This window comes from Picosynechococcus sp. PCC 11901 (genome assembly GCF_005577135.1).
GTDB lineage: Bacteria > Cyanobacteriota > Cyanobacteriia > Cyanobacteriales > MRBY01 > MRBY01.
In genome coordinates this window covers 1,510,226-1,532,065 of sequence record NZ_CP040360.1, presented here as the reverse complement: position 1 = coordinate 1,532,065, position 21,840 = coordinate 1,510,226, and the positions used below count along the sequence as shown (strand labels likewise).

The 21,840-nt window shown below is 47.4% G+C and carries 20 protein-coding genes; 10 read left to right on the top strand and 10 right to left on the bottom strand.

Annotated elements, in window-relative coordinates; translation table 11 throughout:
* Positions 1–22: 22 nt before the first annotated feature.
* The 7 genes from FEK30_RS08410 to FEK30_RS08380 all read right to left on the bottom strand — a co-directional run bounded on the left by FEK30_RS08410 (position 23) and on the right by FEK30_RS08380 (position 6,960).
* Positions 23–1,240, bottom strand: a complete 1,218-nt coding sequence (locus FEK30_RS08410) for a PAS domain-containing sensor histidine kinase (RefSeq protein WP_030007550.1) — start codon at positions 1,238–1,240, stop codon at positions 23–25.
* A gap of 152 nt (positions 1,241–1,392) precedes the next feature.
* Entirely contained in the window at positions 1,393–1,869 is a 477-nt protein-coding gene (locus FEK30_RS08405; RefSeq protein WP_012306492.1) for a nuclear transport factor 2 family protein, read from the bottom strand.
* Between the two features lie 103 nt (positions 1,870–1,972).
* Positions 1,973–2,416 carry a cyanase gene (gene cynS / locus FEK30_RS08400; RefSeq protein WP_138072869.1) on the bottom strand — a complete coding sequence of 148 codons (444 nt, stop codon included), beginning with the start codon at positions 2,414–2,416 and terminating at the stop codon, positions 1,973–1,975.
* Between the two features lie 58 nt (positions 2,417–2,474).
* The gene (locus tag FEK30_RS08395; protein WP_012306490.1) at positions 2,475–3,368 is read right to left on the bottom strand and encodes an ABC transporter ATP-binding protein; all 894 of its coding nucleotides are present in this window, start codon (positions 3,366–3,368) and stop codon (positions 2,475–2,477) included.
* Positions 3,368–4,204 carry a nitrate ABC transporter permease gene (gene ntrB, locus FEK30_RS08390; RefSeq protein WP_012306489.1) on the bottom strand — a complete coding sequence of 279 codons (837 nt, stop codon included), beginning with the start codon at positions 4,202–4,204 and terminating at the stop codon, positions 3,368–3,370. Before ntrB ends, FEK30_RS08395 begins: the two co-directional genes overlap by 1 nt.
* Before the next feature lie 20 nt (positions 4,205–4,224).
* Complete coding sequence (locus FEK30_RS08385; protein ID WP_315862705.1) at positions 4,225–5,718, bottom strand: ABC transporter substrate-binding protein; 1,494 nt, start codon at positions 5,716–5,718, stop codon at positions 4,225–4,227.
* Positions 5,719–6,159: 441 nt separating this feature from the next.
* Positions 6,160–6,960 carry a response regulator transcription factor gene (locus tag FEK30_RS08380; protein WP_012306487.1) on the bottom strand — a complete coding sequence of 267 codons (801 nt, stop codon included), beginning with the start codon at positions 6,958–6,960 and terminating at the stop codon, positions 6,160–6,162.
* A 514-nt stretch (positions 6,961–7,474) separates the two neighbouring features.
* Between FEK30_RS08380 and FEK30_RS16755 the strand changes: the two genes are divergently transcribed.
* The 3 genes from FEK30_RS16755 (at position 7,475) to FEK30_RS08370 (ending at position 9,847) form a co-directional block, all read left to right on the top strand.
* Complete coding sequence (locus FEK30_RS16755; protein ID WP_012306486.1) at positions 7,475–7,645, top strand: hypothetical protein; 171 nt, start codon at positions 7,475–7,477, stop codon at positions 7,643–7,645.
* Positions 7,646–7,772: 127 nt separating this feature from the next.
* On the top strand, positions 7,773–9,380 hold the full coding sequence (locus tag FEK30_RS08375) for an NAD(P)/FAD-dependent oxidoreductase (protein ID WP_138072865.1): 1,608 nt from the start codon (positions 7,773–7,775) through the stop codon (positions 9,378–9,380).
* Positions 9,381–9,511: 131 nt separating this feature from the next.
* Positions 9,512–9,847, top strand: coding sequence for a ribbon-helix-helix domain-containing protein (locus FEK30_RS08370; RefSeq protein ID WP_030007557.1), 336 nt, complete (start codon positions 9,512–9,514; stop codon positions 9,845–9,847).
* 2 nt (positions 9,848–9,849) lie between these two features.
* Here FEK30_RS08370 and sipA read toward each other — a convergent pair whose 3' ends face one another.
* From sipA to FEK30_RS17105, 3 genes are all read right to left on the bottom strand, one after another.
* Positions 9,850–10,074 (bottom strand): regulatory protein SipA, encoded by a 225-nt coding sequence (gene sipA / locus FEK30_RS08365; RefSeq protein ID WP_138072861.1) that lies wholly within the window; start codon positions 10,072–10,074, stop codon positions 9,850–9,852.
* Positions 10,075–10,192: 118 nt separating this feature from the next.
* Positions 10,193–12,187 carry an NAD(P)H-quinone oxidoreductase subunit 5 gene (locus tag FEK30_RS08360; RefSeq protein ID WP_138072859.1) on the bottom strand — a complete coding sequence of 665 codons (1,995 nt, stop codon included), beginning with the start codon at positions 12,185–12,187 and terminating at the stop codon, positions 10,193–10,195.
* Between the two features lie 30 nt (positions 12,188–12,217).
* The gene (locus tag FEK30_RS17105) at positions 12,218–12,349 is read right to left on the bottom strand and encodes a hypothetical protein (RefSeq protein ID WP_254903390.1); all 132 of its coding nucleotides are present in this window, start codon (positions 12,347–12,349) and stop codon (positions 12,218–12,220) included.
* A 518-nt stretch (positions 12,350–12,867) separates the two neighbouring features.
* On the opposite strand from FEK30_RS17105, the gene cpcD/petH reads away from it, so the two are divergent.
* The 7 genes from cpcD/petH to FEK30_RS08325 all read left to right on the top strand — a co-directional run bounded on the left by cpcD/petH (position 12,868) and on the right by FEK30_RS08325 (position 21,652).
* Positions 12,868–14,076: a bifunctional rod-capping linker CpcD/ferredoxin--NADP reductase PetH gene (cpcD/petH, locus tag FEK30_RS08355; protein WP_012306481.1), complete on the top strand. Its 1,209-nt coding sequence runs from the start codon at positions 12,868–12,870 to the stop codon at positions 14,074–14,076.
* 247 nt (positions 14,077–14,323) lie between these two features.
* Positions 14,324–14,788, top strand: a complete 465-nt coding sequence (locus FEK30_RS08350; protein WP_232321479.1) for a GAF domain-containing protein — start codon at positions 14,324–14,326, stop codon at positions 14,786–14,788.
* 114 nt (positions 14,789–14,902) lie between these two features.
* On the top strand, positions 14,903–15,658 hold the full coding sequence (locus FEK30_RS08345) for a response regulator transcription factor (RefSeq protein WP_012306479.1): 756 nt from the start codon (positions 14,903–14,905) through the stop codon (positions 15,656–15,658).
* Positions 15,659–15,715: 57 nt separating this feature from the next.
* Positions 15,716–17,062 (top strand): UDP-N-acetylmuramoyl-L-alanine--D-glutamate ligase, encoded by a 1,347-nt coding sequence (murD, locus tag FEK30_RS08340; protein WP_138072857.1) that lies wholly within the window; start codon positions 15,716–15,718, stop codon positions 17,060–17,062.
* A 54-nt stretch (positions 17,063–17,116) separates the two neighbouring features.
* The gene (locus FEK30_RS08335) at positions 17,117–18,358 is read left to right on the top strand and encodes a DNA cytosine methyltransferase (protein WP_138072855.1); all 1,242 of its coding nucleotides are present in this window, start codon (positions 17,117–17,119) and stop codon (positions 18,356–18,358) included.
* Between the two features lie 181 nt (positions 18,359–18,539).
* On the top strand, positions 18,540–20,090 hold the full coding sequence (locus FEK30_RS08330) for a sensor domain-containing diguanylate cyclase (protein WP_138072853.1): 1,551 nt from the start codon (positions 18,540–18,542) through the stop codon (positions 20,088–20,090).
* A 359-nt stretch (positions 20,091–20,449) separates the two neighbouring features.
* Positions 20,450–21,652: an NAD-dependent epimerase/dehydratase family protein gene (locus FEK30_RS08325; protein ID WP_065710302.1), complete on the top strand. Its 1,203-nt coding sequence runs from the start codon at positions 20,450–20,452 to the stop codon at positions 21,650–21,652.
* The last annotated feature ends 188 nt before the right edge of the window (positions 21,653–21,840 follow it).

Below are 21,840 nucleotides of genomic sequence, written 5' to 3'. Positions count from 1 at the left end.
AGATGATATTTTTTGATTTTAATTAACTGGTGGAAGCCGAAATATTGTTTTTACTGTTATTAAACATTGGTAATCTCACAGTAAAAGTCGTTCCTTTATTGATTCGACTGGACACATGAATATTGCCTCCAAGGAGATCCACAAACTGTTTAACGATACTTAGCCCTAGTCCTGTACCAGGAATATTACTGGTATTACAACCCCGATGAAACGGTTCAAAAAGATATTTTCGATCTTTTAAGGCAATGCCAATCCCTTCATCTTGGACTTTGATAATTAGTATTTGTTTCCACTTTCTTAAGCTCAAAGTGATTGCGCCACTCGCGTGGGTGTAACGAATCGCATTGGCAAGTAAATTTCCTAAAATTGAGTAGAGTAAGCGTTCGTCAAGCTCAGTGATAATCGAATGGCTGGGGCAAATCAATTTAATGGGATCAGACTGACGAATAAACTCTCCTTCCTCTAATAACCGACGGCAAAATGCCACTACATCAACTTTTGTTCGGTTAACTTCTAAAACTTTGGCTTCAATCCTACCAATCACTAAAATATCGTCAATGATTTGAGTCATGCGCTCAACATTCGCATTAATACTAGAAAGATAACCTGCTTTTTCTGCTAAAGAAAGATGGGTGTCATAACGTTTCAGGGAAGAAACAGACAGGGTGATGTTATTAAGGGGATTACGAAATTCATGACAAACCATGGTGATGAAGCGTGAACGCATTTCGCTAAGTTCCCTTAGCTGTTGATTAGCCCGTTGCAACTTTTGGGTCCGCTCTTGAATTTTTTGCTCTAAATCTTCATTGGCCTGTTCAAGAATTTTTTCTGCCCAACGCCGCTGACTAATATCTTGAAATGTGACAACCGCCCCAATTAAAGTGCCATCTTCATCTTTCATGGGGGTGCTGATATATTCCACCGGAAAACTGGTGCCATCTTTGCGCCAAAATACATCGGAAATCACGCGATGGGTACTACCATCTTTGAGGGCGGCATAAATTGGGCAATCTTCACGGGGATAGGGCGAACCATCCACATGGGAATGGTGCAATACCGTATGCATTGACTTGCCGACCAACTCTGTCACTGGCCAGTCAATCATCTTGGCGGCAGCGGGATTAATAAAGGTCACATTGCCATCTAAATCAAGGCCATAAACCCCTTCGCCAACGGCATTTAAAATGAGTTGGTGCTGGCGACGGAGCTGTTTTAATTCTTGGGCAAATGGTTTAGACAAGAAACGTTATTATCCTCGACATCAGTACAGTAGAAAGTATTATGACTGACTCTATCACTCGGCTGCCGTTACCCATTGAGTCAACTCAGGCTGATGTGAATCAATGGGCTGATTACCGCTTGCAGATGATGGGAACGCTGAAAATTTTGTATTTATTCAGGGGAATTAATCAATCCGGGATGATCGAGGGGGCGATCGCCAGGGGCATCCCAAAAAAAGCGGCGCTCAGATTCGGCAATGGGTTTGTCGTTAATACTGGCTTCTCGACGACGCATTAAACCATTTTCGTCAAACTCCCAATTTTCATTGCCATAGGCGCGATACCATTGCCCTGCATCATCTTGCCATTCGTATTGAAAGCGTACCGCAATCCGGTTTTCGTCGAAGGCCCACATTTCTTTGACGAGACGATAATTTAGCTCTTTATCCCACTTGCGGCGCAGAAATTCACGGATATTTTCCCGACCTTGAAAAATTTCAGCACGGTTGCGCCAAAAACTATCTTCTGTATAGGCCATGCACACTTTATCTGGATCGCGACCATTCCACGCATTTTCTGCCATCCGCACTTTGGCGATCGCCGTTTCTCGATCAAAAGGAGGGACTAACTTTTTTGGAGTCGATGTCATATTCTCAAGTCTCAACACAAATTCTTTCGAAAAAGAGGCTGCCAGCCAATCACTAACAGCCCCATCCCATTCAAACAAACCTAATTATTTGTCGAAGCATTACCTACCATTTCTTGTAGGGCAAGAACTTACCACACATAATAATCTTGACGCGATCGCCTTTCGGATCTTCTTCACGCTCAACATCAATCGAAAAATCAATCGCACTCATAATGCCATCGCCAAACTGCTCATGAACAACCGCTTTCACCGGCATACCATAAACTTGCATGATTTCGTAAAAACGATAAATGAACGGATCAGTAGGAACCACCGGATCCAAACCCCCCTTCACCGGGCATTCAGTCAAAGGCTCAATTAAAGACTCATCCGCACCGATCGCCTCAACAATCTTTTTTGCCTCCTCAGGAGAAGCACTCGCCTGACGATAGACCACAGACGCGATCCACACTTCATCACAACCGACTTTCGCTTCCAGCTCTGCAAAAGAAATACCAGCAGCCTTCTTAGCCGCTAAAAGCTTTTCTGTAACATCAGAAATTGCCATTGTTTAAATCCTCTAAAAAATCAAAAAAATTACAACGTAAAAAATCTTCGTTAGTCGATTAACGGCTGATTCTTGCCGCCTCAACCGCACGGGTTTCGCGAGAAAGATGACTCTCCATCTCAACCTTCAGATCATGATATTCCGGATACTGATCCAGCTCCTCACGATTACGAGGACGAGGGAAAGGCACATCCAAGATTTCGTCCACACCAGCAGCCGGGCCACGGGTCATCATAATGATGCGATCAGAAAGCAATAAAGCCTCATCAATACTGTGGGTAATCATGATTACCGTTTTCCGTTCCCGCTCCCAGATGCGTTCAATCTCATCCTGCAAGAACCCACGCGTTAGCGCATCCAATGCTCCGAACGGCTCATCCATCAATAAAATTTGGGGATTAATCGCCAGAGCACGGGCAATACCGACCCGCTGTTTCATGCCACCAGAAATCTGATGGGGATGCTTTTTCTCCGCACCCGTTAGACCCACAAGCTGAATATGCTCTTTAATCGTGCGCTTAATTTGCTTTTTCGGCATATCCGGATAAACCGTTTCCACCGCAAAGTAGAGATTTTCCTCCACTGTCATCCAAGGCATCAGCGCATAACTTTGAAACACCATGCCGCGATCAGGCCCTGGCCCAGTAATCGGTACGCCATTGAGACGAATCTCACCAGAAGTGACAGGCGACAAACCCGCGATCATATCCAGTAACGTGGACTTACCACAGCCCGAAGGCCCAATAATCGACACAAAAGTGTTCGGCTCAATATCGAGGCTAATATCCTCGATCGCCACATAATCTCTCGATTTTTTACCAGTAACCTTACCCAATAAACTTTGTTTACCGTGGAAGACTTTGGTTAAATTACGAATTGAAAGTTGAGCCGTATCCGAAAAAGTATCTTCCGGCGTTAGGGGAGTTGCGTAATTCACAGGAGTAACACTCATTATTTTCGACCAAATGCAACAAATTTTTCGACAGCCGCAAAGCAACTATCCAGAATGAGACCAACTAAACCGATGATCAGAATCGCCACCAAAATGTTCGGAATATAAAGGTTATTCCACTCATTCCAGATGAAGTAGCCTAACCCAGTACCCAGCAACATTTCTGCCGCCACAATGACCAGCCAAGCAATCCCCATACTGATCCTTAAACCCGACAAGATGTTGGGTAGAGCAGCAGGAATAATCACTTTGAAAATAGTGCGAAAACTTGAAGCCCCCAGGGTTTTTGCCACATCCAAATATTCTTTACTAACATTTGCCACACCGAAAGACGTGTTGATCAAAGTTGGCCAAATACTGGAAATGAAAATAATAAAAACGCCAGTTTGCTCAGAATCGCGCAAGACATATAAACCAAGAGGTAACCACGCTAGAGGAGATACAGGTTTTAACAACTGAATGAATGGGTTAAAACCTTTTCTGGCGATTGGTGAAATACCAATCAAGATTCCGAGGGGAACAGCGACACAAGAAGCCGCAAGATAGCCGATCGCCACCCGTCGCAAACTGATTAACAAATTCCAGCCAATGCCGAGGTCGTTAGGCCCATTGTCGAAAAAAGGATTAGTCGTCCACCACCACAACTCCTTGAGAGTCAAAGAAGCAGTAGGCATATTCGCAAGGATTCCTATGCGAGCACTGATTTCCCATCCTCCTAAAAAGACAATAAGGGAAGCAACAAATAGTGCAAATGCGAGAAAATTCTCATTTTGCCAAAGGGACTCTTTCGGCCTAGCGTAAGCTGATGTTGGTAGTCGTTTACTTGTGACTGCCATAATAAAAAACCTCCTAAAAATTACACGCCATATTCATCGATTTGCTGTTGCACATAAGCCGCAGGATCAGCCGGATCGAAGGTGTCAAATTTGAGGGTCTCCTCGCGATAGATCTCAGTGGGCGGTGTCTGACCAAGCTCAGTTGCCAGTTCTCTTGCTAAATCAGTGAGGAAGACATCCGTACCAACGGTGTCATAGCCAGTCTCAGGAATAATTGTGGGAGCCAATCCGTCACCTTGGAGATCCCAACGCACAAGCTGGGAAGAAATCCAGTTTGCAAAACTCTGCCAAGGATAGGGATCAAAGCCGATTCGGTCAGGAATATCAAGGCTATTGCCATTACCATCGTCAAATTTGCCAGTGAGAACTGCTTCGACAACTTCCACAGGCTGGTTAAGGAAGGCCCGCTCGGAAATCGCTCTGGCAATTTCTGGACGATTTTCAGGGACTTGAGCGTAAGCAGCCGCTTCGATAATGGACTTGTTAAGGGCACGGAAGGTATTGGGGTTGGCGTCAATCCACTGATCACTCGCGGCAAAAGCGCAACAAGGATGACCTGGCCAAATTTCTTTAGTCAACATGTGGATAAAGCCTGCACCTTCGTACACTGCCCGCTGGTTAAACGGATCAGGCATCAAGTATGCGTCGATATCACCCGCTACCAACTGAGCAATACTATCTGGCGGGGGAACAGGACGAATTTGAACATCCACATCAGGATCAATGCCGCCCGTCGCCAGGTAGTAACGCAACAGGAGATTGTGCATTGAGTAAGGGAAGGGAACCCCAATGGTAAAGCCCCTAAAGTCGGCAGGTCCATTTACCTGCCCCTTATATTTTTCGGCAACTGTGATCGCTTGACCATTGATATTTTCGATACTCGCAAGCTTCACGCCAAATGCCTCGGAACCAAGACCTAAAGTCATCGCAATGGGCATCGGAGCCAGCATGTGATAGGCATCCAATTCGCCGGCGATCGCCGAATCTCTGACGGCCCCCCAGCTCGGCATTTTGACGACCTTGGCATTAAAACCATACTTTTCATAAAAGCCCAAAGGCTCAGACATAATAATGGGCGTCGCACAAGTGATGGGAATAAAACCAATCTGTAAATCAGTTTTCTCCAAATTACCCACTGGCGCATCTGCCGGAGCGTCTGCCGCAGGGGGCGTTGTATCCTGCCCACAACTCGCTAAACTCACAAGAGCAGCACCGACGGCCATATTCCGCAGAAATTCTCGACGGGTCTGTTGACTACTACGAATTGAGTCTGCAAAAAATAGACCAGCTTGGGGCCCAAAGGCTGCCGCAAAAGCATTTTCCATCCCGCCAGCCTGCTTACAGAGGGCCAAGATCAGCTTCTCTCGCTTTGGATCACTGCGACCAATGCGCTTCAAAAATAAAGTTTTTCTCAGTTCGTAGGCATTTACTCCTTCTGCAGCCCGCAACTGATTCTCTTTATAAATCCCCATTTTTACGAGGTCATCAACCATTTCTACAGGATCTTGGGGCATCGTCTGCATAAACTGCCAGTGATCACTCGCGCCATGGTATTTTCCACAAACATGACACAAAGACTGTAAGCTCGAGCGCCTGCCACCGAAAGAGTCGGAACCCCCTAGTCCCTGTAAAGCCTGCTGTGCTGAAATCAGAGTCATAATTTATATCTACCCAAAAATAACAACTTAAACTTTCAAAACCGCAGAATTTTGAAAGAGCCCTAAAACTCAGAAAAGTACTTTTATTTATTAAGAGTTGCGGTCTATAGTAGCAGCCACTTTCGCAATAAACATTAGATTTTTTTTTGAAAAAATGTCATTTTTTTAGGCTGTTTTTTTAACTCCCTTGATATCCTGCTTTTTTTGTTAAATCAATTACAGAAAAGTCTTTTCCGAAGATGTTATTCTCAGTTGGTTTTTGTGAAAAACTGTCCTGGCAACCCACAAGAAGACAGGCTATATTTGCTCAGAACGCCAATTTAATGGTGTTTTTCCATGGAATCGCCGGAATTGGTTGGTAAAGTAGCCAGCATCATGGTAGCCACATAATTCTGCAATTTTATGGATTGGCTTGTTTGTATTTTTCAATAGTTTGCGAGCCTGCAGCATACGCCTTGCGATAATCCACTGTTTGACTGTGTAGCCAGTTTCTTTTTGGACTAAGTTACTCAGGTAAGACGTAGAATAGCCAACTTCCTCGGCGATCGCCTTGATTTTAATGGGTTGATGGTAATGATCTTCAATAAAATCAAACGCTCGATTTAAATTGCTGGAGTAGGGAAAAGAAAAATCACGATCGATATCTGTTAATGGAAAGTCGATTTCGGCACCAGAAGAAACAACTGTTTTATTTTTTGTCGAATCTAGATGGTGATTTTCAATCGTGTCTTGTTGTCGCTTTAGTCGGACATTAATCGCGCCTAGAAATTGTTCAACCGTGCAAGGCTTGGTCAGGTAATCGTCCGCTCCGAGCTGCATACCATAGCGAAGCTCGGCCATTGTAACTTTGGCGGTGAGAAAGATAAAAGGAATTGCGGTTGTTTTAGGTGAGCGGCGTATTTTTGACAACACGAAGTAACCATCCATGTCGGGCATGAGAATGTCACACACGATCAAATTTGGTTGTTCGTTTAATGCCAGTTCGATACCATCTAAAGCATTACTTGCAGCACAGGTTTTAAAGCCTTCAAATTCTAGGCACTTAAGGAAAACATTACGGGTTTCTGCTTCATCCTCAATAATCAAAATTTTCGTCATTGCTTTCTTGTTTCCAAAAATTGATCATTTATGCTGCCAAGTAAAGCCCCCTATACCCTAGGGCTTAAAGAGCAAATTGATATTGTGTTCTTGCTTAGATGTAATCACTGCACTCAACTTAAGCTTTATTAGCCTTTAATTATGGTCAGCCTGATGTATCCCGCTATACAAAATAGGGGCGATCGCAATGATCAACTTGGAAAAATATTGTCGAATTAAGTCCCAAGGTGTTGTGTGACCGTTCGCCCTTCGCTCCTCTAATCAGCAGGCGATCGCAGTTTGGTCGTGTAACAATTAGAGTAAAGATGCCCTAGCATTTTGGATAACCTCAATGGCGATCGCCATCTATTTCTAAGGCGAATAAACTTGGCAACAACTAAGTATAAAAGTCTATGGCGATAGATAAATAAAACGATTGAGCTATGAAATAGCGAAATGTACGACCGTGGCTTTTGTGCGCTACACTACATATTAAGAATTATTACATTAATTTCGATAAGACGAGGTTTTTACCATGGCAGCTCCAGAACCCACCGTTAAGCCCAATCTTGAAGATCCGAAGTTTGGCTTCAATCTCTATTCCGAGAAGCTCAATGGCCGGGCGGCGATGATCGGGATCATCATTGCGATCGCCATCGAATTATTCACCAAAGAAGGCGTCCTGAGCTGGTTGGGGTTGATCTAAGGCCGCTGACTAATTCTTTATTTATTGAGTCCGGGTCTTCCTCGCCATTGTGGGGAAGATTTTTTTCGTTTTTAATAAGAATCCCCGGCCCCAGGGATTATCATCGCTATTTTTGTCAGTAACTGCCATGCTTCGTCTTACGGAAATCAAACTGCCCCTCGACCACAGCCCGGAGGCGATCGCCCAGGCCATTTGCCAGAAGTTGAAAATTCAGCCGGATGACTTGCTGGAATATCAGATTTTCAAACGCAGCTACGATGCCCGTAAAAAGAGCAATATTTACCTCGTCTACATCTTTGATGTGCACACCACGAAGGATCAAGCTTTGCTAAAACGCTTCAAAAAAGATCCCCACGTGCTCCCCACCCCAGACATGAGTTACAAAATGGTGGCCCAAGCACCGGCAAATTGTGCGACGCGGCCCATCGTCATTGGCATGGGGCCTTGTGGGATGTTTGCGGGATTAATGCTAGCCAAAATGGGCTTTCGGCCGATTGTGTTAGAACGGGGAAAAACCGTCAATGAGCGCACCAAAGACACCTTTAATTTCTGGAAAAAGAAGGGAGAATTTAACCCCGAATCTAATGCCCAATTTGGAGAAGGGGGCGCAGGGACATTCTCCGATGGGAAGCTCTACAGTCAAGTGCGCGATCGCCACCATTACAAACGCAAAGTCCTCGAAGAATTTGTCGCCGCCGGGGCCAATCCCGAAATCCTCTACATCGCCAAACCCCACATTGGCACCTTTAAGCTCGTCGGTATTGTCCAAAGCATCCGCAAAACCATCGAATCCCTCGGCGGCGAAATTCGTTTCCAAAGCAAGGTCAAAACCCTCGAACTAGAAAACCATCAGGTCAAGGGCGTCACCCTCGAAAATGGCGAATTTATTCCCAGTTCCCACGTGGTGCTGGCTATGGGCCACAGTGCGCGGGATACATTCCAGATGCTCCATGACCAGGGCGTTTACATTGAGCCCAAGCCCTTTTCCATTGGCTTTCGCATTGAACATCCCCAACCCCTGATCGATGAATGTCGCTACGGGGAATTTGCTGGCAATAAGATTCTCGGTGCCGCCGATTATAAGCTCGTCCACCACTGTCAAAATGGGCGCTCGGTCTATAGTTTTTGTATGTGTCCGGGGGGATTGGTGATTGGAGCCACCTCCGAGGCAGGCAAAGTCGTCACCAACGGCATGAGCCAATATTCCCGCAACGAACGCAATGCCAATGCAGGGATTGTTGTTGGCATTACTCCAGAAGAAGATTTTCCAGGACATCCCCTCGCAGGCATTGATCTCCAACGAGAATTGGAAGCCAGAGCCTTTGAACTGGGTGGCGGCGATTACAGTGCGCCGGGTCAACTGGTGGGAGATTTTCTCGCAGGTCGTTCTTCTGAGTTGTTGGGCAAAGTTAAGCCTTCCTACGCACCGGGAGTTAAGCTAACGGATCTCAGCACCGCGCTGCCGGACTACGCCATTGAAGCAATTCGGGAAGCCCTTCCTGCCTTTGACAAACAAATTAAGGGGTTTGCCATGGCTGAGGCGATGTTAACGGGGGTGGAAACGCGCACCTCTTCGCCAATTCGCATTAAACGAGGCAAAGATTACCAAAGCATCAACACCCAGGGCCTTTATCCTGCGGGGGAGGGAGCAGGCTATGCAGGGGGCATTCTTTCGGCAGCCATTGATGGGGTCAAGGTCGCGGAGGCGATCGCCTTAGATATTGTCAATGAGTAACAATTCAGCCAAATCGCGCTTTTTTTTCTAAAACATTTTCACTACACTGACACTACAACTTTTGATATTTTGCCTCATTCCGAGGACAGATATTTAGTAAAGTCTTAAATGTAAGGGGATTAGTGAAGATTATGACTCGGGCAACTAGCACGACAGAAATGGAAGTCACCAGTATTCGCCTAGAGCGCAAACTGAAAGATAAACTCAAGGAACTCGCTGGAAACCAAGGATACCAGGCCCTAATCCGCGATATTCTCTGGAACTATGTCAATCACAACTCAGGGGATTATCGACCCCAGTTTAGCGAAGCAGATATTCGGGCGACCCTTGAGGCGATCGCCCAAAAGGATGAAACCTGCGCCCTCACGGGGAAACGCATCCAAACCGGCGAAACCATGTGCCTCGGCCTCACTATTCACGGCGATTTTGTCCCCCTGAGTCCAGCTGTCGATCTGCCCAATTCCTAGGTTTAGGCCGTCCCAGTGGCGACTGCCAGATAGGTTTCTTCAAGCAAAAAAGAGCCCCGCTCGAACTTAACCGCCCAATAACCACCAGGGCGGCGATCGCCTAGGGTGCCAACCGCCCCTACCGTCAACAAATCTGCCGGACGCAACATCGGCATCGGGTCTGCGGTCTTGAGATAGGGGGGCAACTGTGTCAGCTTCACCTGGGTTCCTTGTTTAAATCCAGCCATAATTTTTCTGCTAACCCCTGTAACAACGCCACTGCAAATCTTATCAGGAAAAACAAAACCCCTCACCACTCAGGCAAGGGGGAATTTTATCTTCTCAACTTTCGGAATACAGTGACGGCTAGGCCACACTAAAGAAAATGACGAAGCCTAGCACCGCCCCAAACACAATGAGCGCATAGAACTGGACGCGGCCATTTTCAATGTATTTCAAGCCCTCACCACTCAGAAGGGTGGCGATCCCCGTGAGGTTTACGGCCCCATCGACGACGCGATAGTCCACCTCAAGGATTTGTCGGGCTAAGCGCCGGGTGCCCATCACAAAAACATTGTTGTAGATATCGTCGAAGTACCATTTGTTTAAAGACAACTGATACAACACCGGGAATTTTTCGGCCAAACGAGCCGGATCAATTTTCTGCTGGAGATACATCAGCGAGGCGATGGTAATCCCAATGAGGGCGATCCCCACAGAATTACCACCCATGATCAAAAATTCTGTCAATTCAAAACCATGCTCAGCGGCCTCTGCTGCTTCGTTGGGAGAAAAGACAAAAGCTTCAAACCGATTGCCCCAGGGAACCCCCAGCAAACCAATCAATACCGACGGAACCGCCAAAGCCATCAACGGGAAAGTCATCGTCAAAGGAGACTCGTGGGGCTTAGAGCCATGGTGGCCTTCTTCGGGGGCTTGACCTGCCGCCGTCAGGAGCTTTTCTTGCAGTTGCTGATCCGTGCCGCGAAACTCCCCTTCAAAGGTCAGGAAGTACATCCGGAACATATAAAAAGCGGTCATGCCAGCGGTGGCCCAACCAATGAACCAGAGCACAGGATTGGCCTCAAACGCCAAGCCTAAAATTTCGTCCTTCGACCAGAAACCAGCAAAAGGCGGGATCCCACAGATAGCGAGGGTGCCAATGAGAAACGTTGTGGCAGTGATGGGCATATATTTTCGCAGGCCGCCCATCAGCCGCATATCCTGGGCCAGCACAGCATTATGGCCGACGACCTCTTCCATACCATGGATGACAGAACCAGAACCCAAGAAGAGCATCGCTTTGAAGTAGGCATGGGTCATCAGGTGAAACAACCCAGCGGTGTAGCCACCGATCCCCATGGCCATCACCATATAGCCCAACTGGGACATGGTGGAATAGGCAAGACCTTTTTTGATGTCGTTTTGGGTTAAGGCAATGGTCGCCCCTAGAAAAGCGGTGGTTGCCCCCGTCCAGGCAATGACATTCATCGCCTCTGGGATCGGCTCAAATACGGGATACATCCGCGCCACGAGGAACACTCCAGCAGCAACCATGGTCGCCGCGTGGATCAAAGCGGAAATGGGGGTTGGCCCTTCCATGGCATCGGGGAGCCACACATGGAGCGGAAATTGGGCGGATTTAGCCACAGGGCCAAGGAAAACGAGTACAGCAAAGACAATGGCCAGGAGGGAGCTGATTTGCCCCGTCGAGACGAGATCCACCAGGCGATCGCCCATCAGATCAAACTCAAAACTGCCCGTGGCCCAATAGAGACCGAGCATCCCTAGCAAGAGACCAAAATCGCCGACACGGTTTGTGACAAAAGCCTTTTGGCAAGCATCGGCCGCCGCCTTGCGGTCATACCAGAAGCCAATCAGGAGGTAGGAACACATCCCCACCAATTCCCAGAAAATGTAAACCTGCACAAGGTTTGGGCTAAACACCAAGCCCAACATCGACGAGCTAAAAATGCTCAAATAAGAATAAAAACGGACATAACCCGGATCGTGGGCCATGTAACCATCGGTATAGATCATCACCAGCAAGGCCACCGTGGTTACGATCACCGACATCAAGGCACTCAGGTGATCCACGGTATAGCCCATCTGCAGATGAAAATCGCCTGCCGCCGCCCATTCTAGGGTGTAGGTAAAGGCTTCATGACCCTGAATTTGACTCCAGAGTAGCCCAAAAGAGAGGGCCATCGAAGTACCGATGAGCGACAGAACAAATACCGCATTGAGTTGCCGTAGCTTGTTCGTGAATTTGTTTAAGGAGATTAAGCCGATCCCGATAACCATTGCCCCCAACAGAGGCAGCACCGGAATCAACCATGCATATTGATAAAGCGGTTCCATTACGAATGCCTAGGATTCTTGCTTTCTAAGTTACACATCCATTGATGTCAAATTTCCCAACAAATTTTGGGTGACAGCGCACAGTTGACCAAGGGCATTTTTCGGAATTGCTTGGGGCGAGTTGCTCTGTTTGGGCTGTTCTAAATAGACACCAATGGTCAAAGAGTTTCGCCCCTCATTGTGACATATCCCCCTAAATCTTCAACGGATTACCGCCGTTTGATTATATTTTGCTATCACAATTCCCCAGCAAAGGCGATCGCCCTGTTCTAATCCATTTCAAAAAAATCTAAAGAAAATCTAAAAAGATTACCTCTATGAAGATCCCCTTACAAAGCCCCAAGAAGAATGCAACAGCCATCACAAAACCCCTAGAGAAACATCCCTAAAATGCTTTTCTAAACTTCCTTGACTCACAATCTTGCACTAACTAACTCCAAGGAACCGAGCTCGGCTAAGATCGTGTTTCCAGTGACCTTGCCATCCCAATTCTGATACATCAAAATCAGTCGCACTTCCCGCCCCATTCAGTAAAGCATGGGCAGCACAATGATAGTCTAAATGGAGTAAAGCCCTTATAATCTTGACTCTAAAGCGGGAAAAAGCGGTTTGTACCGACGATCCACCCCCTTTAAGATCAAAAAAACTGATAAATCAAAATAATTGGGAAACTGCACATAATGTACGGTATCACTAGCACAGCAAACTCTACTGGAAATCAATCCTACGCCAATCGTCTGTTTATCTACGAAGTTGTTGGTCTGGGTGGCGACGGTCGTAACGAAAACTCCCTCGTTCGTAAAAGTGGCACCACATTTATTACTGTGCCCTATGCCAGAATGAACCAGGAAATGCAACGCATTACCAAACTGGGAGGCAAAATCGTTAGTATCCGTCCCGCAGAAGATGCAGCCCAGATTGTGAGTGAAGGCCAGTCCTCCGCCCAAGCATCTGCACAATCTCCTATGGCTTCTTCAACAAAAATCGTTCACCCCAAAACCACTGACACCTCAGTTCCAGTTAATATTTATCGCCCGAAGACTCCCTTCCTCGGCAAATGTATCGAAAACTACGAGCTTGTTGACGAAGGCGGCAGCGGCACCGTGCGTCACGTAACCTTCGATATTTCCGAAGGCGATCTGCGCTACCTAGAAGGTCAAAGTATTGGGATTATTCCTCCCGGTGAAGACAAAAACGGGAAACCCCACAAGCTCAGACTCTATTCCATCGCCTCTACCCGTCATGGCGATATGGAAGACAACAAGACCGTCTCCCTCTGTGTTCGTCAACTCGAATACCAAGATCCCGAATCTGGCGAAACAGTTTATGGTGTGTGCTCCACCTATCTCTGTAATCTTCCTGTCGGCACAGATGACGTCAAGATCACTGGCCCTGTTGGCAAAGAAATGCTGCTGCCCGATGACGAAGATGCAACTGTCGTCATGCTCGCTACCGGCACTGGGATTGCACCTTTCCGGGCTTTCCTCTGGCGGATGTTCAAAGAGCAGCACGAAGACTACAAATTTAAAGGCAAGGCATGGCTCATCTTCGGTGTCCCCTACACTGCCAATATCCTTTATAAAGACGACTTCGAAAAAATGGCCGCGGAAAATCCTGACAACTTCCGCCTAACCTACGCCATTAGCCGCGAACAAAAGACCGCCGATGGTGGCAAGGTTTACGTTCAAAGCCGCGTTAGCGAATATGCTGATGAACTCTTTGAGATGATTCAAAAACCCAATACCCATGTTTATATGTGTGGTCTCAAGGGCATGCAACCCCCCATTGACGAAACCTTTACCGCCGAAGCAGAGAAGCGTGGTCTCAATTGGGAAGAAATGCGCCGCTCCATGAAAAAAGAACACCGTTGGCATGTGGAAGTTTACTAAAAACATTGCTGTGAGCTTCTGCTAGTCACACTATCGTGCAATTTCAGCAAGTTGTTAATCTCTGCCCTGGGAGCCACTACGGTTTGTCAGGGCTTTTTTGTTCAAGACAGATCCCTTGCCAAAGCAGGTTAAAACTGGAGCGCCCTCCGAGGAAATTCATCATTAATTCCCAAAGTGAAGGAGATCTTTATAAAATCGAAGGTAATAAAACTAGCAGTCGAATATGTTTGATCGAAGTCTTAATCGAGTGAACGAGCGATTAAATCGCACCCTGACTCGTAATCAATTGCTACAACAGGCCACTGATCAAACACGCTGGCAACTCCGGGTGAGTCGGGTTGTCATTTATTATTTCTACCGGGAATGGAAAGGGCAGGTGATCATTGAATCCCTGAGCCAGAGTGAATTTTCGATTTTAGGCTCGACGGGGGCCGATGATTGTTTTAATGGTGATTATGCCCAACGGTATCTCCAAGGCAGAATCCTACAAATTACAGATATTGAGGCAAGTGATTTTGACCCTTGTCACCTGGACTTTTTACGATCAATTCGGGTGCGGGCCGATCTGGTTGCGCCAATCATCGTCGATCAACGTTTGTGGGGACTGTTAGCGGCTCATCACCATGAAGTCCGGACTTGGCTAGCGGAGGAGGTGGAGTTTGTGCGACAACAGGCGCAAACCCTAGCTGGTGATTTACAACTCATGGACTAAATCCTGACCCTGGCTAAACTTGGCAGTGTGAATGTATAGGAAATCACAATGTACTAGCCAAATCTCTGCCTTTTGATGTATATGTTGGCGTAACCCTGTAAATAATTTATTTTTATGCTCTCCCTTGATTTGATGTCACATACCCTAGATGCTGAGCTATCGACGAAAGCACGGATCCTAGTAGTGGAGGACGAGGCAGTCATTCGTGACATGATTGTGATGGGTTTAGAGGAAGAAGGCTATGAGGTCTTTTTTGCGGATAATGGCCGCACAGGCTTGAATATGCTGCAAAATCCAGAATTCAATGCCCCGGATATGCCTCTGGATTTGGTGATCCTAGATATTATGCTGCCGGAAGTGAATGGCTTAGATCTATGTCGTTTTTTGAGATATCAGGGAAACACAATTCCGATTTTAGTTCTAAGTGCCAAGGCGAGTGAAACAGACCGGGTATTGGGCCTAGAGGTGGGCGCAGATGATTATTTAACCAAACCGTTTAGTCTGCGGGAGTTGGTGGCCCGGTGCCGTGCGCTGTTGCGGCGTCAGCAGTTTATCCGGAGCACGCCTAAAAATTCGGTACGTCAGTTTAAGGATATTTCTTTGTTCCCGGAGGAGTGTCGGGTGACGGTGCGGGGCGAGGAAGTGAGTTTATCGCCCAAGGAATATCGTTTATTGGAATTGTTTATGAGCTATCCGCGCCGGGTCTGGTCACGGGATCAGTTAATTGAACAGGTTTGGGGTGCTGATTTTCTAGGGGATACAAAAACGGTAGATGTGCATATCCGCTGGTTACGGGAAAAGTTAGAGTTAGATCCGAGTCAGCCAGAATATTTAATCACAGTGCGGGGCTTTGGCTATCGATTTGGTTAGGGGAAAGCGGCCATAATTCGGTACAATCAGCGATCACATTATTTCGACAGAGATGGTATGGCTCAGGCGCTCGTCATTGGCATTGGTCGTTCAGGAATTGCGGCAGCACGGCTTTTAAAGCGACAAGGTTGGGAGGTGGTCTTAGGCGATCGCCAAACGGATGAATCCCTCGTCGCAGTGCAACAGGAGCTGTCGGCCCAAGGGATTACGGTCAAACTCGGCCATACCCCCAGTTTGAAAGAAGGCGATCGCCCGGATTTAATCGTCGTCAGTCCGGGGGTGCCCTGGGATATTTCTTTTCTGAAAGAGGCGCGGGATCAAGGCATTGACACCATCGGCGAGATGGAACTAGCCTGGCGCAATTTAGACCAAAAACCCTGGGTCGGCATTACGGGCACAAATGGTAAAACCACCACTACGGCCCTGGTCGAAGCAATTTTTCAGGTAGCGGGTCGTGGTGGCCCTGCCTGCGGGAATATTGGCCATGCCGCCTGTGAGCTTGCGTTGGGAGAAGCTACCCCAGAGTGGATTGTGGCCGAAATTAGTAGCTATCAGATCGAATCTGCGCCGACCCTCTGTCCTCAAATTGGCGTGTGGACGACCTTCACACCAGACCACCTCGCCCGCCACTACACCCTCGACAATTATCACAGCATTAAAGCGTCCCTCATTGAGCGCAGTCGTCGCCAAGTCTTAAATGGGGATGATCCGTTTTTGCGATCGCAGGCAGAGCAATGGCCCGACGCCTACTGGACAAGCATCAAGGGAGCAGAACATTTACCGTGCGACCCTAAACGGGGGGTATTTATCCAGGATGCTTGGGTGAAAGCCTTTGGGGAATTGGTAATTCCGGTTTCTCTACTCAAAATGGTCGGCGACCATAATCTCCAGAATTTACTCTTGGCGATCGCCGCTGCCCGATTAGCGAATATTGACAAAGGGGCGATCGCCGAGGCTATTGCTACTTTTCCTGGGGTGCCCCATCGTCTCGAGTTCATTTGCCAGCACCAGGGGGTTGATTTTATCAACGACAGTAAAGCAACGAACTATGATGCTGCTGAGGTGGGCTTAAATGCGGCCCCTGGCCCAGTGATTCTCATTGCTGGGGGCGAACCCAAAGCTGGCAATGCCGAGGCCTGGATCGAAAAAATTAAAGAAAAGGCAGCGACGGTGCTTTTAATTGGTGAGGCAGCCCCCCAGTTTGCCCAGTTACTCCAAGAGAGCGATTACATCCAGTACGAAATCGTTGAAACCCTAGAAAAGGCGATCGCCCGCAGTGTTGCCTTAATTCCGACCTATCAACCGAAAACAGTGCTCCTCTCTCCCGCCTGTGCCAGCTTCGATCAATACCGCAGTTTCGAGCACCGGGGCGATCATTTTCGTCACCTTTGCCAAGCTCTATAGGGCCAAAACCCTTTAGCATTAAAGAGAATTGCAAGCACTTACTGGGAGCGCACTGTGAACCAAAGGCCCCTAGCCATTGATTTGTTTGCCGGATGCGGCGGAATGTCCCTGGGGCTAGAAGCGGCGGGCTTTGATGTGGTCGCAGCGGTAGAGATTGATCCCGTCCATGCCCTCGTTCACGAAGTCAATTTTCCCTATGGCGTCACCTTTTGCCGGGATATTCGTCACCTGCAATGGCCAGAAATGCGCCAAGCCATCGAACGGCGCGGCTATCCAACGGCAGACATCGATTTACTCACGGGTGGCCCTCCCTGCCAGGGATTTTCGGTGATGGGCAAACGACAATTGGGTGACCCGCGCAATCAATTGATCTTTGAATATGTCCGTCTGTTGCGGGATATTCAACCTAAATATTTCATTTTTGAAAATGTCCAGGGCCTGACTGGGCAACGCCACCAAGGGATGCTAAAACAGCTTTGCCAATCTTTAGGGGAGGCTGGTTACCATGTTTTGTCGCCCCAGGTGCTCAATGGTGCTGACTACGGCGCTCCCCAACGACGTAAACGCTTAATTCTCTTGGGATATCGTCGGGATGTTCCCCCAGTGGCCTATCCAACGCCGAGCCATGGCCCCGGCCTAGCACCCTATGTTACTGTCCACGAGGCGATCGCCGATTTAGAAACTATCCCTGTTTTTACGGACGTTGACCGGGGCATTGTCCCCCCCGAACCTTTGGGAACCTTTGGGCGATCGCTCCATGAGCAGTTTCGCCATTGCCATTCCCGCCACCTAGAACCTAATTTTCTTTGGGGCCACCTTGGTTCTCAGCATCAACCCGAAATCCAAGCCCGTTTCCGAGCCACTCCCCCTGGCAAAAAAGAAGCCATTAGTCGCCTCTTTAAGCTGGATGCCCAGGGCCTCAGTAATACTCTGCGGGCCGGCACTCCCACTGAAAAGGGCTCCTTTACGGCTCCCAGGCCGATTCATTACCAACTGCCCCGCTGCATTTCGATTCGCGAAGCCGCCCGCCTACATACCTTCCCCGATTGGTTTCAGTTTCATCGCAAGGTTTGGCATGGCTTCCGGGAAATTGGTAATGCCGTGCTGCCGCTCTTGGCCCAAAAAATTGCCCAAGAAATTATTCACACCTTAGACATTCAGCCGGATTTGCTCCCCCAAAAAACAATTCATATTACCCAAACTGATGCTTTATGGTATCCCCTTGGGCAAGCTAGTCAATATTGGGAAATTCCGCGACATTTAGTGCCACGCCGTCGCCGTCTTTCTCCACCTTAAAAACTCATAAAAATTATATTTTTTGAAACCCAATTTCTCACCTATGATAACTATATTTCTATTTAGCAGACTATCTTTTTAAGCCCCGATAACCTATTACAAGACCAATTTTGAGCTGGTAGAAACCAGTCTCTTTTTGCTGTTTAATTCTTGTTAACGCTTCTCCCCAATTACTGGTACTATGGATTCTCTCCGACTGCTGCACAGTCGATGGCTGCGATGGTTCGGCCTCAATATCTGCTTGGCGATCGCCTATGCCTGGACCGCGGAAATCAGTCTAGTTTTCACCACCCTGCCGGGAACCGTCGCTTCAGTATGGCTTCCTTCGGGATTAACATTGGGTTTAATTCTTCTTTTTGGCAATAAAATCTTACCGAGCATTGCCCTAGGTTCCCTTTGGGTTATTTCTTTTGATTTGATCGAACGGGATCCAAATATTAGTATTCAGGCTTTCTTTTGGGTCAACTTTGGTTGCATTGCTGGCAATTTAGTACAACCTCTGTTAGCCCGTTTTATCCTGAAAAAATATTCCCAGAGCCGACATTTTTTTAATCAAGTTCGGGGCGTTTTAACCTACATCACGGCTGCAACCCTTTCGCCAATGGCCTCTGCATTTATTGGTGTCACCAGTATTGTGTTTGCAGAACGTATGGAATGGGGACAGTATGGCTTAAATTGGTTTACTTGGTGGCTGGCGAGCACTTTGGCTCACTTGATTTTCACCCCGGTAATTCTCCTAGGGAAGGACTTTTTTAGCCGAAAAATCCCCTACCATGTCATCGAGATGTTGCTGATTTTAGCTGTTTTCATCAGTGTGAGCTGGAGTATTTTTATTCAAAGTTATCCCGTTGCTTACCTATTGCTGCTGATTTTAAATTGGACAGTGTTTCGCTACGGTGCTTTTGTGTCAAGCCTATTGGTCAGCATTGTTTCTATCTTGGCTATTTATACAACTGCCCATGGTTTGGGTGTCTTTGTTTTAGAGTCCCAAAATCAATCTTTATTGTTTTTACAGTCATTTATGGGGGTATTTGCCCTCAGTTCTCTGCTCCTCTCAGCGGTCGTGGAAGAACGGAGCCGCGCCCAAACTTCCCTAAAGAAAGCTCTGGATAATTCCACAAAGCTCATTTTAGAAAGAACAAAAGAATTACGTCGCAGTGAAGCACTCCTCCGGCAGACCAACCAAGAATTACAAAAATTAGTCCATTTAGACGGTTTAACTCAAATTGCCAACCGACGTTGTTTCAATCAACGGCTCACGGCGGAGTGGCATCGTCTCTACCGCGAGCAAAAACCCCTCGCTTTAATTCTCTTTGATGTGGACTACTTCAAGCGCTACAACGATTTCTATGGTCACCAACAGGGAGATGAATGTCTGATTCAAATTGCCCAAGCAGTGAAACACCTCCTCAAACGACCGGCAGATTTGGTGGCTCGCTATGGGGGAGAGGAGTTTGTGGTTGTCTTACCGAATACGACTCAGGAAGGCGCAACTATTGTCGCCAAGCGGATTCGACGAACTGTTTTAGAGCTTCAGATTGCCCACAATGCAACGGAGATAAATGAGGCAATTGTTACCGTCAGCCTTGGTGTTGTTAGTGGTATTCCCCAGGGCCAGGAAAAACCCCTAACGTTTGTGAAAAAAGCTGACCAAGCTCTCTATTTAGCCAAACAACAGGGGCGCAATCGCATTGTTGTCGCCGGGGAGTCTGAGTTTCCCCATTTGCCCTAGGCCAAGGGCATTAGGTGGCGATCGCCTTGCCCATGATCTGTTAGTCCCTAGGTTTTAAGCCCAGATTAACAGCGATTTATCCCTACGCTAGCCTGGATTAAAAGTCCATTAACCCCGTGCAAGATGATCTCAGGGAACGACCCAACCGTCTATAATGTGGGATGATTTCAACGATTTGCTTTAATTTCGAGCATTTTGTTTTGATCCAAATACCCGACATCCCCTTTGAAGTCATCCTTTTCTACAAACTCGGGAATATATGTATGGCGTACCATGAACCCCAAAAAATTTTCCGGGAGTACACACCATGCACATTACTTTTTAAAGCACCAAAATAAAAAACCTAAGGAGTTGAATCCATGAAAATTATTGTTCTGGGTGGAGATGGGTTTTGCGGCTGGCCCACAGCATTGCATCTGTCGAAAACAGGTCATGATGTTGTTATTGTTGATAACCTTTCCAGAAGAAACATTGATAACGAACTGGAAGTAACATCACTGACGCCGATTAGCCCAATGTCGGTCAGGCTCAGAGCATGGAAAGAACTCACTGGCAAAACAATTCAGTTCTTCAACTTCGATATTGCCCACGAATATGACCAGCTTCTCAAGCTATTCGTTGACTATCAACCGGATGTGGTCGTTCACTTCGCCGAACAGCGGGCCGCTCCTTATTCCATGAAGTCTCCCAAGCACAAGCGTTATACCGTCGATAACAATCTAAACGGAACCAATAACGTACTTTGTGCCATTGTGGAATCCGGCCTTGATATCCACGTGGTACACCTCGGCACCATGGGGGTTTATGGTTACGGTACCGCCGGGATGAAGATCCCCGAAGGCTACCTCGATGTTCAGGTGGTCACCGAAGAAGGCAAAGTGATCGAGAAGCAAATTCTGCACCCGGCAAATCCTGGCAGCATCTATCACATGACCAAAACCCAGGATCAACTATTTTTTGCCTACTACAACAAAAACGACCAAGTCCGCGTCACTGACTTGCACCAAGGGATTGTTTGGGGTACGAACACCGCAGAAACAGCAATGGACGAGCGGCTCATCAATCGCTTTGACTATGACGGCGACTATGGCACCGTGCTGAATCGCTTTTTGATGCAGGCAGCTGTAGGCCATCCGTTGACTGTCCATGGTACTGGCGGCCAAACCCGTGCTTTTATTCATATTCAAGATACGGTGCGTTGTGTTGAACTGGCGATCAGTAATCCTCCAGCGAAAGGGGAACGAGTCAAAATTCTCAACCAGATGACGGAAACCCACCGCGTCCGGGATCTGGCGCAGATGGTGGCGAATATCGCTGGGGCAGAAATTCAATATTTAGAAAATCCCCGGAATGAAGCAGCAGAAAACGAACTGTATGTGGATAATCAGTGTTTCCTCGATATGGGCCTAGAACCGACCAAGCTCGATAAGGGATTGATGTTAGAGGTCACAGAAATCGCGAAGAAATATGTGGATCGCTGCGATCGCTCCCGAATCCTCTGTACTTCTAAGTGGAACCAAAGTACGACCTCAGAACCCCTGAAAGTTCATGCAAAGGTCTAGATAGGTTTAATTAAATATTTGGCGTAATGGGGGGCGATCGCCCCTCTTTTTTGTTTTGACTGAATTGTTGGCTAGTACAGTGGCGAAGTGGTGAGGTGCGAAAAAGAACTGAATTTTTTAAAATTTAGAAATAAATAAAGAAGACCTCCATAGCAACCCATGGAAGTCTGGTGAAAGTAATAAAGAAC

Excerpts from the sequence above, each read along its gene's own strand:
- FEK30_RS08330 (WP_138072853.1), top strand. The coding sequence starts at position 18,540 with ATGGATTCTCTCCGACTGCTGCACAGTCGATGGCTGCGATGGTTCGGC.
- ntrB (WP_012306489.1), bottom strand. The coding sequence starts at position 4,204 with ATGGCAGTCACAAGTAAACGACTACCAACATCAGCTTACGCTAGGCCG.
- FEK30_RS08405 (WP_012306492.1), bottom strand. The coding sequence starts at position 1,869 with ATGACATCGACTCCAAAAAAGTTAGTCCCTCCTTTTGATCGAGAAACG.
- FEK30_RS08370 (WP_030007557.1), top strand. The coding sequence starts at position 9,512 with ATGACTCGGGCAACTAGCACGACAGAAATGGAAGTCACCAGTATTCGC.
- FEK30_RS08380 (WP_012306487.1), bottom strand. The coding sequence starts at position 6,960 with ATGACGAAAATTTTGATTATTGAGGATGAAGCAGAAACCCGTAATGTT.
- FEK30_RS08345 (WP_012306479.1), top strand. The coding sequence starts at position 14,903 with ATGCTCTCCCTTGATTTGATGTCACATACCCTAGATGCTGAGCTATCG.
- cpcD/petH (WP_012306481.1), top strand. The coding sequence starts at position 12,868 with ATGTACGGTATCACTAGCACAGCAAACTCTACTGGAAATCAATCCTAC.
- FEK30_RS08385 (WP_315862705.1), bottom strand. The coding sequence starts at position 5,718 with ATGCCCCAAGATCCTGTAGAAATGGTTGATGACCTCGTAAAAATGGGG.
- cynS (WP_138072869.1), bottom strand. The coding sequence starts at position 2,416 with ATGGCAATTTCTGATGTTACAGAAAAGCTTTTAGCGGCTAAGAAGGCT.
- FEK30_RS08375 (WP_138072865.1), top strand. The coding sequence starts at position 7,773 with ATGCTTCGTCTTACGGAAATCAAACTGCCCCTCGACCACAGCCCGGAG.
- sipA (WP_138072861.1), bottom strand. The coding sequence starts at position 10,074 with ATGGCTGGATTTAAACAAGGAACCCAGGTGAAGCTGACACAGTTGCCC.
- FEK30_RS08395 (WP_012306490.1), bottom strand. The coding sequence starts at position 3,368 with ATGAGTGTTACTCCTGTGAATTACGCAACTCCCCTAACGCCGGAAGAT.
- FEK30_RS16755 (WP_012306486.1), top strand. The coding sequence starts at position 7,475 with ATGGCAGCTCCAGAACCCACCGTTAAGCCCAATCTTGAAGATCCGAAG.
- FEK30_RS08360 (WP_138072859.1), bottom strand. The coding sequence starts at position 12,187 with ATGGAACCGCTTTATCAATATGCATGGTTGATTCCGGTGCTGCCTCTG.
- FEK30_RS08325 (WP_065710302.1), top strand. The coding sequence starts at position 20,450 with ATGAAAATTATTGTTCTGGGTGGAGATGGGTTTTGCGGCTGGCCCACA.
- murD (WP_138072857.1), top strand. The coding sequence starts at position 15,716 with ATGGCTCAGGCGCTCGTCATTGGCATTGGTCGTTCAGGAATTGCGGCA.